The following is a 15,273-nucleotide window of genomic DNA, read 5'->3' as shown; positions in this document are numbered from 1 at the left end:
CCTGCCCGACTAAGGACTGTCGGAATGACAAGGACTATCCTTAGTCGGATACAGGCTGAGTAGGGTTGCCTGTTTTCCTCAGATCGAATCTGCGTAGCGCTGAAAAAGAAGCTGTTTAGTTCAGAATCTGGTAGCCGATGGGCTTAAAAGCGTAGTTGTTCGACATTTCGGCCGAGCAAGCCGTCATCCCGATCAGCAGGTCGGTTTTAGCTTCCAGCACCACGTAGTCGCCGGCCTTGCTTTTGGGGGGCAGTACATCCACTTTGCCGGTTTCGCCATCCACGGTTACGTGCATGAAAATGTTGAAGCAAATGGGAATAGCATCGGGGCTGATGTCGTACTCCTGCAGGGCCTCGCAGAGGTTGCCGAAGCACCCGCGGTGCGGATGCGTATGCCCGTAGATGATGCGAAACGTGTCGGCACTGCACGGGGTAAGCAGAAAATCGTGGCGGCCAACGGTGTCCTCCACCAACTCGAACATGATGTTGCTCCGGTTGGAGTAGAACGGGTGGCCTTTGGTCAGGAAAATGGTTTCGGCGTAGTCGATGGTGCGGCCCGAGGAAAGGTATTCGGCTTTGTCGGCGAGGTTGTAGCAAACAAAGTCCGATACTTGCTGGCCTTCGATGTCGACCACTTTGAGCTGCTGGCCTTTGCGCAGAATAAAGGCGGTGCCGCTACGCGGCGGAATGATGGTTAGCTGATTCATGGGCACTTAAAAAGGGGCATTTCCAGGTTTCGTCGTAGGCTTTGCCGCTGTACTGATAGGCTTCGGAAGAGTCGCCAAAGTCGTGCAGCATCGGGTTGATGGAACCGGAGTAAGCCACGTCGCGGGTCCGGATGGTATTGCGGATGCTGTCGAAGCGCCCGTTGAGTCGGATTTGCTCGAACTGCGCGTGGGCGTTGAAAACCAGCGTGGGGTAGGTGAAGCGCCGGGCCGGCCGCGAGCTGCCGGGGTGCAGTCCAATCACGAAAAAAGCTTCCTCCTTAAGGCTAAAGCTGAAGTTGGGCGAAGAGGGGTCCGCTACCACGCGCCGGTCGTAGCCGTAGCGCCGGGCATCGAGGTTGGAGAGGGCCTGCAGGCGCTGCCAAAACAACTCTTCGAACATCGCCTCATCAGGTACTTCCGGCCCTTTAAAAATGACGGAAGCGCTGTGGTATAGCTTGTCGGACTGCCGGTAAGTATCTACGAAATCGTAAATGAATTGCAGAATGGCCGCGTCGTCTTTGGGGCAGGCCAGGTGGTCGACCACCAAGCACTGTAGTTGCTGATGGGTGAGGGCGGTTTTGGCAGCTACGCAAGGAAATTCTTTCTTTCCTATAAAAGAAAGATATTCTTCAACATATATAGCTGTGTGATTGTCAATCATGTGTTCAGTATTGGGTAAATAGGAAAACAGGAATAGTTAAATTCCTGGTTTTGCTTTACGCAATACCTCGACAATGCGTTGACGAGGTGCTAACACCCCTAGTAGCTCCACCGTTAGTTGCTTATGCTTGAGCTTGAAAAGAGATTGAGCGCAATGAATAAAGCACAACCATGTAGCTGAACGGCACTTACTCGTCAGTTTTCCCTTACGGGGGAAAGTCAAATACAGTGGGATAAATGGCCATTAACGGTTGTCTAATACTAAGGATAATGGCAAAATCATGTACAATATTGTTCAGGTGGTTACTAGGCGAAGCGCAGCAGTAGCCGGCTATAGTTCAGTTACAAGTATTCCTTTAAAGGCATAAGGTAAAGCCTTTAGGAAGTGTTGTTTAGCAGGCAGGGGAGGTGCCGTCGGCCAAGGACTGAAGGGTGGCAATAGAAAGCATAGGTACGAGTAGAAACCTGCGAGCAGGAAAGCTAGGGTGTTTAGATAAATTTATATAAAATAAATTATATATTTACTCAAGCCAAATATTTCAACGATTATTTACTTTTATTGCTCCACTTCCCAACCCACCTCTTACCCTATGGAGCAAAACTCTACCCCCCATTTTAAAGCCCGGACTCCCTTGTTGCGGGCCCTGCAACAGGCCTTCGGGCTGGCGGTGGCCGCCAACGAGCCCGGCGCCCCCACGGCCGAACAGCTAGCCGACATGGCTACCAGCCAAAGCCGGCGCGACTTCCTGGCCAACACCGCCAGGCTAAGCTTACTAGTCGGTGCCGGCGGCCTACTAACGGCCTGCGAAACCGAGGTGGTAGCGCCTACGCTGCCAAGCACGCAGGCCACCTTCGAAGTCAAAGGTCCGCAGCCCCGTATTGTGATAGTGGGGGCTGGCATGGCCGGGCTCAACTGCGCCTATCAGCTGCGTAAAGCTGGCTTGCGCGCCGACATCTACGAGGCCAGCAGCCGCACCGGCGGGCGCATCTATACCGCCGCCAACCTGATGGCCAACGGCCTTACCACCGAGCTAGGCGGCGAGTTTATCGACAGCGGCCACCGCGACATGCTGCAACTAATCCGCGAGTTCAGCTTGCCGCTCTATGATGTGGAGGCCCCGAGCGAGACTGTGCTCCGTAAGGATGCCTATTTCTTTGGTGGGCAGCAGTACACGGTGGCGCAAGTGATTCAGGCCTTCCAGCCCTACGCCCGCCAGGTAACGGCCGATGTCCGCACCTTGCCCAATACCATCACCTACGACAGGCTAACCCCCGCCGCGGCCCGCTTCGACCAACTATCGATTGCGCAGTACTTCGACTCGTTGGGCATGAGCGGTTTGATTCGGGAGCTGCTCGACGTGGCCTACCTCACCGAATACGGCCTGGAGGTAACCGAGCAGTCGGCTATCAACTTCCTGTGGCTGTTTTCGAGCGATACGCACAAGGGTACCTTCGATATCTTCGGGGAGAGCGACGAGCGGTACAAGATTCAGGGCGGCAACCAGCGCCTCATCGACGCCCTCGCGCAGCAACTTCCCGGACAGATCAGGCTGAGCTACAAGCTGACGCAGATCAGCCAGAACGCCGCCCGCGAGTACGTGCTGACCTTCGAGTCTGCCCCTGGCCAAACGCTCGACGTGGTAGCCGACTACGTGGTGCTCACGATTCCGTTTACGGTGCTCCGGAAGGTGAGCCTGCAAGTGCCGCTGCCAAGCTGGAAAACCAACGCCATCCAGAACCTCGGCTACGGTACCAACGCCAAGCTGTTTCTAGGTTTCAACGGCCGGCCCTGGCGTACCAACGGCTACACGGGCTATATCTTCTCCGACCAACCGGTGCAATCCGGTTGGGATTCGGGGCAGTTGCAACCCACTACGCAGTCGGCTTACACGGTGTACTTGGGTGGGCGAGAGGGGCTGCGGGTGGGCGTTGGCACGCCAGACTCGCAGGTGAGCCGCTACTTGCCGGTACTCGAAGCGGCCTGGCCGGCGGCCCGTGGGCAGTACAACGGCCGGGTTGAGCGCATGCACTGGCCCACGCACCCCTACACGCTGGCCAGCTACGCCTGCTACCGGCCGGGGCAGTTCAGCACCATTGCCGGGGCCGAGCGCAAGCCGGTGGGCAACCTGTTTTTTGCCGGGGAGCACTGCAGCGCCTGGTACCAGGGCTACATGAACGGCGCTGCCGAAACCGGCCGCCTAGCCGCCGACGATTTGCAGGCTGCCTTGCGTGGTAACCGCACCGCCCTACACCGCCGTCTGCGGCAGCGGGAGGCGGCCTTAGTGGCATAGGCTTCGATCCGTCACACGCACAATAACGCAGTTACCTCAAGCTAAGGCATAGCCGCGTGGCGGTGCCAGGTTTGTAGCACCACATGCCCGCAGCCGCGTAGCGGTGCCAGACGGGCAGGCGTTTCTGGCACCGCTACGCGGCGCGATGTTTCCTTTCCTCGTCTTCTACAAACCTGAAGCCGCTACACAGCTGCTCCTTAGCTTGAGGTAGCGGTAAAAACAACCAAGGGCGCCCGCAGGGGTGCCCTTGGTTGTTTTTATCGTCGGGAAGCGGCAACTACAAGCCGAGGTCAAATCGAAAGTGGCTGGTCGGAACCGGTGGTTTCGGGGCCTATCAGGCTTTGGTTGTTGAGGGGAAAGAGGCAGTGCAGCCGCTGTTTCAACTGTTCAGCTACCACCCTAAACACGGCATGCGGAACAAGCTGAACCCTATACCACGCACGGAAACAGGCCGTACAACTAGGCTAGGCCACTTTGCCCGCCCGATTTATTTTAGCTGCTGCGTTCCATGCTACCTATTCCAGCCTTTGTAGGAGAGTTTTTCCGCAACCCCGCCACGGTCGGCTCCCTCATTCCTAGTTCTCGCGAACTAACCAATAAAGTCACCGAACCCATTGACTTCAGCAGCGCCGGTTGCATTGTCGAGTATGGGCCGGGCACGGGCGTGTTCACCGATATCCTGATTCAGCGCCGCCGGGCCGAAACGGTGATTGTGCTGGTCGAGGTGAACCGCCGCTTCGCCGATTTACTGCGGGAACGGTATGCCGGCCAGCCCAACGTGCACGTCATCCATGGCTCTGCCGATGAAACCGGGCAGTATCTGCAGAAACTAGGCATCGGCAGGGCCGACTACGTGGTGTGCGGCCTGCCTTATTCCTCGCTGCCCCGGCGCTTGGGCTGGCGCATTCTCGAGCACACCCGGCAAGTCTTGCTGCCTGACGGCAAGCTGATCCTTTTTCAGTATTCCCTTCAGAACAAGAAGCTGTTTGGCAGGTTCTTCCGCCAAATCGATGAAGCGCACGTGCTCCTCAACCTGCCCCCCGCCTACGTGCTGGTCTACGAGCCGATTCTGGAATTGCCGGCTGGCTAAGACGACGTAGCGTTAAGCCGCGGCTTGACGTTCGTGCATCCTACTCCACAACCCGCAGCTCATGCGGCACGGTGTAGCCCTGCAACGCTTCGTATACCGCTTGTTTTACTTCTAGTCCTGCGGGGCCTGAGGCTTCTATGGCTACCATCAGGCCGCGCTGTCGGTCGTCGCGTACGGTTAGCTGCCGGACGGTAAGGCCGGGAATGGCGGCCAGCCGCTGCCCAAACACCCGGCTGATTTCCTGCTTCACCAGGGCCGGTTTGAAAATCTTGCCGATGGCCGTTAGAGGCAGCTCGTCGGCCAGATAGATGCGCTTGGGTACGGCGGCCCGCTCCGGAATGTGCTCGGCGGCGTAGGCCAGCAGCTCGGCTTCGGTGATGGTTTGGCCGGGGGCCCGGGTGGCGTAAGCTACCGGTAACTCGCCCACGTCGGCGTCGGGGCTGCCGATGGCGGCGGCCAGCGCCACGGCGGGATGCTGTTGCAAAACTTCCTCTATCACCTTAGGGTCGATGTTGTGGCCACCGCGGATGATCAGCTCTTTTTGCCGGCCGGTGATGTAGAAGTAGCCTCGCTCGTCTTGCCGACCCAGGTCGCCGGTGTTGAAAAACAAGCCTTTGCCGTCGCCGACGTCCACCCAAATGCCTTGGTTGTGCTCGGGCTGCAAGTAGCCGCCAAACACGTTTTCGCCGCGCACCACAATTGTACCGCTTTCATTGGGAGCCGCCGGGCGCAGATACTGGCCGGTTTCCGGCTCAAGCACCACCACGCGCACATCCTGGTAAGGCAGCCGCAACCCAATCGAGCCCGCCACATACTCGCCCGCAAACGGCGTAACGGTCGTGGTGCAGGAGCACTCGGTGGAGCCGTAGCCTTCGGCAATGCGCAGGCCCGTTCGGCCCTCAAACTCCTGAATCAGACCCATGGCCAACGGTGCCGCCCCGCAAATGGCGTAGCGCAGGGTGCTTAGGTCGTGCCCCGCCACGGGCACTTCCAGCAGCCGGCTAAACACCGTAGGCACGCCGCTAAACAAGGCAATGCGATAATGCGCTACCAGGTGCCAGAAGTTGGCAATAATACCCGGCCCGCGGTAGCCTTGCGGACTGCCCAGCACCAGCGTGTGCCCCATCGACCAAGGCGCGCACACCGTCACCACCACCCCGTTGATGTGGAACAGCGGCAGCCCGCAGAAAAATACCAGGGGTCCGGTTTCCGCGGTGCGTCCCAGTAGCAACTCGGTGCCGCTGGTAATGACGGTGAGGTTGCGGTGCGTGAGCGCCACGATTTTAGGCACGCCCGTGGTGCCGCCCGTATGGAAATACCCGGCCCGGTCGGTGCCGGCAATAGCCCGGCCCGATACCAGGCGGTTGCCGGGCTGTGCTTTGAGGAGCTGCTCGAAATCAATCACCCGCTTGCCGGCCAAGGCGGGGCGGCGCTGCCCGAGCCGCAACGCGCCCACCAGCAACCGCTGGGGCGTGGGCAGGTAGGGTAGCAAATCCACCGTTACAACCGTTTCCAGCGTGGGCACCAGCGCAGCCAGGGCTTCCACTTTCTGCCAGATATCGGTTTTCGGAAAAGCCCGCAGCGTAACGAGTACTTTGGTGCCGCAAGCATTCAAAATGTCGGCAATTTGCGCAGGTTCCAGCAGTGGGTTCACCGGGTTGACGATGCCCGCCGCCTGCCCACCCATAAACGTGAAGGTGGTTTCCGGCAGGTTGGGCAGCAGGTACGATACCACATCCGTGGGTCCCACACCCAAGGCGTGCAGGGCGTTGGCGGTCTGGTAGAGGCGCTCTAGCAGCACGGCATACGTGAAATCAACCGAGTGCGTGGGCTTCTCGCCGTTGAGCACAAAGCGCAAGGCCAGCGTCTGCGGGTTCAGGGCGGCCCCGCGCTGCACCATGGTAAACGTATCGGGTGCAACGGGCCGCTCAGTTAGCGGGGTTTGCTCTATTTCAAGAATATCGGGCAGCGACTGATAGCCGGGCATAGGTAGAAAGTAGCGTGATGGGGCGAAGGTACTACACGCAGGCGCCAGGATATTGGGAAGAAGAGCAGGAACGGGGTTAACGGCTTGACTTTCCGGCCTATTAATGTCTAGAGCAGCCCTTTATTTAAGCTAAACAGTCTGCTGATTTTTATAGCAATACAAGCTGAACACTAGTGGTTTGCGAACTTTTTTCTTTGAACTACCACCGCCAACCATCGTAAATAAAAACGCGCACCGGCTAGCATAGCCAGTAAGCACGACGGTAAAACACAGAGCATTCCGAAGCTCCTTATCCACACATAAACGCAGGCGCAAGCCCGACGGGAAAAAGGTAATATGACAGGCAAAACCATACTTTACGGGCTGGCAGCCGGCGCTGCCGGAGTGGCCGCCATGACGCTGGCCGAGAAAATCGAGCAGCAATTCACCAAGCGCCCTGATTCCTACGTGCCCGCGCACGTGCTGGAAAAGCTGCTCGGCCTGCCGCACAAGCCCGACGCAGAACGGCTCGGCCTCAACTGGACCATGCACTGGGGCCAGGGCATCCTGCTCGGCATTGCCCGGGCCCTAATGGCCGAACGCGGCCTGCGCGGACCCGTGGGTTCGTTCCTGTTCATGAACCTGCGCCTCCTCAACGACCAAACCCTGGAAAACGCCACCCGCGTCGGGGCCCTGCCCTGGACCTGGCCCCGCGATGAGCAAGCCATCGACCTGCTGCACAAAGGCATCTACGCCTTTACTACCGGCGCCGTGCTCGATAAGCTTGTCCCCGGCCCCGACCAAACGCCCGTACCGCGCGAAGGATGGACGGTAGGAGAAAAGGCCTAGCGGCGCAGTGCACCCGCCGCCGAGGTAAGGCGGCTTATTGTTTTCGGTGCGCGCCGGCTGCCACGTGAATCCGTACAGACGGAGGTTGCCGGCGCGCAGCAAGCCTGTTTGCCGCGCCGAACAGGCTTGCTATAGTCGTCTACGGTATAAGCTTGTTGCCTTGGGCAAGCGCTTTCAGTGTAGAAACTAAACCGGTGTAGGCACGGCACTTTCTGGCTGTTCAGCCCGCCATTGAAGTTTGCTATGATTGTTCGGGAAACGCCTGCCAGCTTTTATTATATCAGCCAGCACGATCATGCGCGGGTGGCGGGCGTGTTGATAGAGCACTGGCAACCCGAGTATTTCGAGGGGGCAGCCCTGCGCCCCGAGGTGGAATTGGCCGTGCAGCAGCACGACCGGGGCTGGATTCCGCTCGATGCCGCGCCGCGCTGGAACGAGCAGCACCACGCCCCGTATTCCTTTCTCGACTTTCCGGCCGAGCCTAAAGTGCGGCATTACCAGCAGGGCATAACGGAGGTCGAGCAGCTGGCGCCCTATGCCGGCCTGTTGTGCAGCCTGCACTACACCGGCTTCCCCGACCTGGCGAAAACCGAAGTCGGGCGGGCGTTTCTGCTGGCCGAAGAGTTGCGCCAGCAACGTTTGCAGCAGGAACTTGGCCTGAGAACCAACGCGCAACAGCACCAACTCGACTTCCACCTGCAGCAACTCAAGTTCGCCGACCGGTTGTCGCTCTATTTCTGCCTCAACGAGCCCGGCGCCGACAAAGCCCACGAACATCCCTGGTACCGCGACGGTATTCCCTTCTCTGATTTTTTCTCGTTTGCGCGGCACCAGCTTATGCAGGCGTACTGGCTAACCAAAGACCAGGTTCGGGTGCAGCCCTTCCCCTTCGATGAGGAATTCATTATCCGGCTCCGTTACCGGGAGCTGCCGAAAGAGCAACTAGCCGCCGTAGGCCTAACGCAGTGTTTCCAGCAGGCTTCAGTGCAAGAGCTGCGCGTGCAGGTGGTGCGTTAGCACTGTGCTCTCAGCTTTCCGCATAGTGATGATACAAGGCTCTTAGTTGCGTAAGCGCTTGAACACAGTGAAAGATGCGTAAGGCAAGCAGCAGTAGGTAGGCAGTTACTTGGTACCTAGCACCCATTGACAGCCGCTAGTCAATTTCTTTAGAATCAATTGAATTGAAACGGAACGGTCAGGAAGCTCCGTAATAGGCTCATACTGAATTAGGGAGCTAGAATTTTGCATCCAGCCGGTGTTTAGTTTGCTTATTAGTTGATCAAGATATTATAAGTAAAATGCCAATTGAAATTATTTCCTTCGACAAGTCCTAGTATATCCAACAATTATATTGTACTTATGCACTAAAATTGCACTAATAGCGAATTGCATTCCACAATACGTAGTCTAATCAGAGTTCTTATTACACGCTAGCTTCTCTTTATGAAACACCTTTCTACTTATTCCTTATTGCTAGTAACTAACCTGCTGCCGATGGCAGCGTCTTATGCACAATCAACTACCGGTGCACTGCCAACACAAACGCTAAGCATCATGTCGGGGCCGGTTAGTGAGGTGTGGGCTGCCCGCTACAACGGCCCTAGCAACAGCTACGACATGGCCGCCCACTCGGCGGTAGACCAGACCGGTAACGTGTACGTGACCGGCTCCTCGTTCAGCCGCGACAACCACTACGACTTTGCTACCATCAAATACTCGCCTACAGGCCAGCAGCTGTGGGAGGCCCGTTACGACGGGCCCGCCAGCGGCGCCGACTTGGCCGTGGCTGTGGTAGCCGACAGAATGGGCAACGTGTACGTAACGGGGGCCAGCAACACGGATTATGCCACCATCAAGTATTCGGCCAGCGGCCAGCAACTGTGGGTGGTGCGCTACAATGGGCCCGGCAATGGCAGTGACGCTCCTACCAAACTGGTGGTAGACCAAGTCGGCAATGTATACGTGACCGGCTCTTCAACGGGAATTGGTAGCGGCAGCGACTATGCCACCATCAAGTACTCGGCGAGTGGTGCCAAGCTGTGGGAAGCGCGCTACAACGGCGCCGGCCGCAGCGAAGATCAGGCCAACGCCCTGGCCGTTGATGCCGCCGGCAACGTGTACGTGACCGGCTCCTCGTTCGGCCGCGCCGACTACGTGACCCTCAAGTACTCGGCCAGTGGCCAGCAGTTGTGGGAAGCCCGCTACAACGGCATCAGCAACGGCAATGGTTCGGCGGCCGACTTGGCCGTTGATGCCACGGGCAGCGTTTACGTAACCGGTTACTCGCTCGGCAGTCTTACCGGCAACGACTACGCTACCGTTAAATACTCGGCCAACGGCCAGCAGGTATGGGAAGCGCGCTACAACGGCGCCGGCAGCCAGAACGACCAAGCCAGCGGCCTCGCCTTGGATGCGGCCGGCAACGTGTACGTAACCGGGCGCTCTTACAGCGGCAGCGGCTTCAGCTCTTCCGATTATGCTACGCTCAAGTACAACGCCAGCGGCCAACAGCTCTGGGAAACGCGCTACAACGGCTCCGGCAACGGTGCGGATGTAGCAACCGCCTTAACCGTGGATGCCGCCGGCGACGTGTACGTAGCGGGCTACTCCGACAACAGCAGCAGCAACGGAACCTACGACTACGCGGCGGTGAAGTATTCGGCGGCCGGTGGTCAACTCGTGTGGGCCGCCCGCTACAACGGCGTCAGCAACAGCGTAGACGAAGCCAACGGCATCACCCTCGATGCCACGGGCAACGTGTACGTAACCGGCTATTCTGTTGGCAGCGGCACCAACTCCGACTACGTAACCATCAAGTATGCGCAACCTACCCCGTTGGCGGCCACTTCGGCCCGCAGAACTCAGGTACAGGAGCTAGCGGCTTACCCCAACCCCGCAGCCAGCGCGGCCACTATCAGTTTCCGCCCCGTGCTCGATGGGCCCGCGCAGGTACGGGTTTACAACCAGCTGGGCCAGCAGGTGGCTACGCTCTATGAAGGCTCCGTGCGGCAAGGCCAGCGTTATACGCTGCCACTCAATAGCGAGCACCTGGCTTCGGGCTTGTACACCTGCTCTCTGCTTATTAACGGTCAACACGAAACAGTACGCTTACTCGTCGCTCACTAAATTACTACCACACACCACTACCACACTTACGGAAGAAGCGTCCTCAAACCTAGTTTGGGGGCGCTTTTTCGTGTGTATCCCTGGCGCTTGCACTGCCTTTTTCGAAGCAAATAGCTGGTATTTAAGAAGGTGTCTACTGTGGTGGAAGACGCTCATTTATGCTTTTCATATTCATTGAAATTTCAGTGGAACATTAAGCTGATTAGCGCGTACCGGGCTTTAAATTATATTATCATTAAATCATGTTTTTGTGTTCACTTTTTTGGAATTTGCCCCTGACTTATTCGGCCGTTAGCCAGTTGTTTCATAGTTCATGTAGAACCTCTGAGACCTTATCAAGGAGGTTGCATGGGTTAGGTTTTCCTTTAATGGTACTCGTATTTAACTGATTTATAGATTGTTCCTGCTTTCCTCTTTCCAACCTCTTTCTTATGAAACAAACTTTTACTCGCTTGCTGCCAGCGGCAGCAAGCCTGCTCCTGCACATGCCTACAACTCAGGCACAAGTTCCTTCGCCACCGGCAGCTAGAAAAGAGGTGCAGTTGGGTCCCTTGCAGCAACTATCACTACCTGCTGGTGCGTTGGCCGGGCGTCCGGCCTTGCCCACTGCGGGAGGAATGGTGGCCAAGCAATTAGCACGGCAGCGGAGCCTGGCCGGCGCTAGGGCCAAAACCGCGGCCCGCACCGGCGGCAGCCAAGATCAGGCGCGCACCAGCACCACCGAAACCGTCACTCAAGCCTGGGTGGTTCAGGTACCGTTTAGCCAGGCCGATATGGTGGTCGACGCTGCTGGCAATACGTATGTAACCGGAACGAGTAATGGAGACTTCCTAACCATCAAATATTCGCCAAGCGGACAAGAGTTATGGCGAAGAAGCTACAACGCAACACTCGGTAGCATCAACGGTTCGGAAGACGCCCGCGCCATAGCCTTAGACCCGGCTGGTAATGTAATTGTGACGGGTAGCTCTATCATCTTCCCTAGCTCCGGCTCTTCGGGCACACGCGAGGACTTTGTCACTATCAAGTATTCGCCAAGCGGGAGCGTGCTGTGGAATGCGCGCTTTAACGGGGGAAACTTCCGGGATATTCCCACGGACCTCACAGTCGATGCGGCGGGAAACGTGTATGTGGTTGGCACTACCCAGCTAACAATCGGTTCTTCGGTTGGCGACGTAGTTGCGGTAAAATATTCAGCTACTGGCAATCAACAGTGGTATACTCCGTATGTTAACAGTGGTTTGAGGACGCCTAGAACTATTGCTGTGGATCCTGCTGGTGACGTGTACGTGCTTGCAGGCTACATCTCGAAGTATTCTGGAGCGACAGGCCGGTCAGTTGGGTATAATTATCTCTCCAACGGAAATTTCACAAAGCTCTTAGTTGACGCTGGCGGTAATGTAGTAGCCACGGGTACAACTGGTGGTGGTAGCGACTACTATACGGCCAAGTTCTCCTCCAGCGGCCAGCGGCTTTGGGAGGCGCGTTACAACGGACCGGGCAACGCGCAGGATGCTCCCGCGGACTTAGCTCTGGATGGGGTCGGCAATGTGGTGGTGACCGGCGCCTCCAGCAACGGCACCAGCAACGACTTCGCCACGCTCAAATACGACGGGGCCAGTGGCCAACAGCTCTGGCTGGCGCGCTACAACAGCCCGAACGACGTAGGGGATGCCGCTACCGAACTCGTGCTCGATAGAGCTGGCAACGTGTACGTGACAGGCGCCTCTAGAAGCAGCGCGGGCGACAACGACTTCAACACCGTCAAGTACTCGCCTAGTGGTCAGCAGCTGTGGGAAATCCGGTATGCCGGCCCCAACAACAGCGACGATGTAGCCCAAGTCATTGGTCTGGATCAGGCTGGCAACGTCTACGTGAGCGGCCTCATCAACTTAGGCAACAGTAATGCTACTGTCAAGTACGAACAGCCTAGCGTGCAGGAGTTGTGGGAAGCGCGCTTCACGGGCACTGGCAGCAGCGCCGAAGTAGCCAAAGATGTGGTCAGTGATGCGGCGGGCAACGTGTACGTGACGGGCTACGCCTACAACGGGCGCAACTACGACTATGCTACCGTCAAGTACAATGCCAGCGGCCAGCAACAGTGGCAAGCGCGCTACAACGGCCCGGCCGACAACGAGGACCTGCCCACCAACGTGGTCGTGGATGCTGCGGGCAATGTGTACGTCTCGGGCACGAGCTACAGCGCCAGCGAGAGCGACTACGCCACCGTCAAGTACTCGCCCACGGGCCAGCAGCTGTGGGTGGCCCGCTACAACGGCCCGGCCAGCGGCTACGACCTGGCCGCCAAAGTAAGAGTGGACTTGGCCGGCAACGTGCTGGTAACGGGCTCCTCCGACAATGGGGCCAGCAGCAGCTACGACTACGCCACCATCAAGTACGACGCGAACGGGCAGCAGCAGTGGGCCACGCGCTACAACGGCCCGGCCAACAGCTTCGATTTAGCAGCCGACCTAGTGGTGGATGACAGCGGCAACGTCTACGTGACGGGCACCACCTATACTGACTCGCAGAGCGACTATGCTACCCTTAAGTATGATGCGGCCGGGCAGCAGCAGTGGGCGGCGCGCTACAATGGCACCGGCAACGGCTATGATGAAGCGGCCAAGCTCGGGCTGACCGGCGTGCGGCAAACGGGTGTCGTGGTGACGGGCACCTCGGATGGAGGTAGTAGCACCGGCTTCGACATAGCCACGGCACTTTATGCCGGCACTACGGGCCAGCAGCAGTGGGTGAACCGCTACAACGGGCCCGGCAACGGCGATGATGTGGTGGCGGACTTAGTTACAGGCCAGCGCAACAACGAGTACGTGTACGTGGCAGGTACTTCGTTCAGCAGTGTGGGTGCCGACTATGCCATCATGTCGTACTATATAAGCGGGCAGCCTCTATGGAACATCCGCTACAACGGCCCGGCCAACAGCTACGACGAAGCCAAGGCCGTAGCCGTGGATGCGGCGGGTAACGCTTATGTAACAGGCTTGTCCTATAACAGCGACGGTACCGACGATTACGCCACCGTCAAGTATGCCTTCAATCCTAACCCAAATTCCACTTTGCAGACCGGACAGCAACTCTGGGCGGCACGCTATGATGGGGCGGGCAGCTACGATGAGGCGGCGGCTATAGCCGTAGACGGCAGCAACAACGTGTACGTAACGGGCTACTCGCTCGGCACAAGCACGGGCTACGACTTCGCCACCCTCAAGTACAGCCAGAGCAACGGCGGCGGGCCAGTAGCGCAAACGAGTGCGGCCTCGTCATCGGTAGCCGCCAGTGCGCCCCTGGCCGTAGCGGCCCCGCGCAAAGGACAGCAGGAGCTAGCCGTGTACCCCAACCCGGCCACCGGCCCGACCACGCTCAGCTTCCGCCCCGTGCTCGATGGCTCGGCGCAGGTGCTCGTCTATAACCAGCTAGGGCAGCAGGTAGCTACCTTGTATGCGGGCACCGTGCACAAGGGCCAGCACTACGAGCTGCCGCTGCACAGTGAGAAGCTAGCGCTGGGCTTGTACACCTGCTCGTTGCTCGTCAACGGCCAGCGTGAGACGGTGCGCCTGCTTATCAACCGCTAACTCTATCCCTGCCACCTGCCACTAGTAGCGGCGGCGTCCGGGCACCAGCAGCCCGGTCACTGGCCGCCGCTAGTGGCAGCTTGGGGTGCTTCTTGCTGACAAAAGATCCATAGTGCCTGCCTCAACATTTGCCTGCTTCCAACCCCTCTTTTATGAAACAAACCTTTACCAGTTTGCTGCCGCTGGCGGCAAGTCTGCTCCTTTGTGTGCCTACCACTCAGGCACAAGTCTCCTCATCGCTGGCCGCCCGTAAGGCGGCAACGGCGGGCCCTGTTCAATTGCAACAATTGCCCTTGTCGGCCGGGGCGCCGGCTGCACGTCCGGCCCTGCCCATGGTGGGTGGCATGGCGGCCAAGCACCTGCTGCAACAGCGGAGCTTGGCCGGCGCCAAGAGCAAAGCCGCGGCCCGCACCAGTGGTGATCAGGCCCGCAGCAGCACCACTGAAACCGTTACCCAAGCTTGGGTGGCCCGATACCGCGAAGTAGACAACGCCGCTGCGGGTTTTACTCGGGTCGATATGGAAGTAGACGCGGCCGGCAACACCTATGTTGCCGGCTACTTTACGACGGGCGATGATTACGTGACAGCAAAAATTTCACCTAGTGGCCAGCTGGTTTGGGAACGATACTACAACGGCGCCTTTGGCACCAGCACCAGCACTGACCGCCCCGTTGATCTGGTGCTCGATGGAGCTGGCAACGTAATTGTAACCGGCACCTCGTTTATCACTCCTCGCACAAGTGGTACGCCAAATACTCGTGAAGACTTCGCTACAATTAAGTACTCGCCGAGTGGTCAAACCTTGTGGGTCAGTCGCTTCGATGGCGGAAGCAACCAGGATGTGGCAGTGGCCGTGACCGTAGACGCAGCGGATAACGTGTACGTGACGGGTGCCACTATTTTTGGCGGCTTCACTTCCGCCCGTAATTCCGATATCGTCACGGTCAAGTACTCGGCCAACGGCGCGCAACAGTGGAACACCTCGTATTCCAAT

The 15,273-nt window shown here is 58.2% G+C and carries 9 protein-coding genes and 1 pseudogene; 7 read left to right on the top strand and 3 right to left on the bottom strand.

Features of this window, described 5'->3' with window-relative positions; genetic code table 11:
- Window positions 1–115 precede the first annotated feature (115 nt).
- Together VF639_RS11245 and gntA are read right to left on the bottom strand one after the other, a co-directional pair.
- Complete coding sequence (locus VF639_RS11245; RefSeq protein WP_331146001.1) at window positions 116–706, bottom strand: urea carboxylase-associated family protein; 591 nt, start codon at window positions 704–706, stop codon at window positions 116–118.
- Window positions 675–1,367 (bottom strand): guanitoxin biosynthesis heme-dependent pre-guanitoxin N-hydroxylase GntA, encoded by a 693-nt coding sequence (gene gntA / locus VF639_RS11240; protein WP_331146000.1) that lies wholly within the window; start codon window positions 1,365–1,367, stop codon window positions 675–677. The genes VF639_RS11245 and gntA overlap by 32 nt, the downstream gene beginning before the upstream one ends.
- Window positions 1,368–1,956: 589 nt before the next feature.
- Here gntA and VF639_RS11235 point away from each other — a divergent pair.
- Window positions 1,957–3,657: a flavin monoamine oxidase family protein gene (locus VF639_RS11235; protein ID WP_331145999.1), complete on the top strand. Its 1,701-nt coding sequence runs from the start codon at window positions 1,957–1,959 to the stop codon at window positions 3,655–3,657.
- A 508-nt stretch (window positions 3,658–4,165) separates the two neighbouring features.
- Entirely contained in the window at window positions 4,166–4,747 is a 582-nt protein-coding gene (locus tag VF639_RS11230; RefSeq protein WP_331145998.1) for a class I SAM-dependent methyltransferase, read from the top strand.
- Between the two features lie 40 nt (window positions 4,748–4,787).
- On the opposite strand, the gene VF639_RS11225 is transcribed toward VF639_RS11230, so the two are convergent.
- Entirely contained in the window at window positions 4,788–6,734 is a 1,947-nt protein-coding gene (locus VF639_RS11225) for an acyl-CoA synthetase (RefSeq protein WP_331145997.1), read from the bottom strand.
- A gap of 336 nt (window positions 6,735–7,070) precedes the next feature.
- Between VF639_RS11225 and VF639_RS11220 the strand changes: the two genes are divergently transcribed.
- From VF639_RS11220 to VF639_RS11200, 5 genes and pseudogenes are all read left to right on the top strand, one after another.
- Window positions 7,071–7,562 (top strand): hypothetical protein, encoded by a 492-nt coding sequence (locus VF639_RS11220; protein WP_331145996.1) that lies wholly within the window; start codon window positions 7,071–7,073, stop codon window positions 7,560–7,562.
- Window positions 7,563–7,805: 243 nt separating this feature from the next.
- Window positions 7,806–8,579 (top strand): DUF3891 family protein, encoded by a 774-nt coding sequence (locus VF639_RS11215; protein ID WP_331145995.1) that lies wholly within the window; start codon window positions 7,806–7,808, stop codon window positions 8,577–8,579.
- 426 nt (window positions 8,580–9,005) lie between these two features.
- On the top strand, window positions 9,006–10,688 hold the full coding sequence (locus VF639_RS11210) for an SBBP repeat-containing protein (RefSeq protein WP_331145994.1): 1,683 nt from the start codon (window positions 9,006–9,008) through the stop codon (window positions 10,686–10,688).
- 431 nt (window positions 10,689–11,119) lie between these two features.
- On the top strand, window positions 11,120–14,278 hold the full coding sequence (locus VF639_RS11205; RefSeq protein ID WP_331145993.1) for an SBBP repeat-containing protein: 3,159 nt from the start codon (window positions 11,120–11,122) through the stop codon (window positions 14,276–14,278).
- 152 nt (window positions 14,279–14,430) lie between these two features.
- A pseudogene (locus VF639_RS11200) lies at window positions 14,431–15,273 on the top strand (hypothetical protein); the annotation flags it as partial.

This window comes from Hymenobacter sp., assembly GCF_036387835.1.
Lineage (GTDB): Bacteria > Bacteroidota > Bacteroidia > Cytophagales > Hymenobacteraceae > Hymenobacter.
This window is presented reverse-complemented; position numbering and strand designations above follow the sequence as displayed.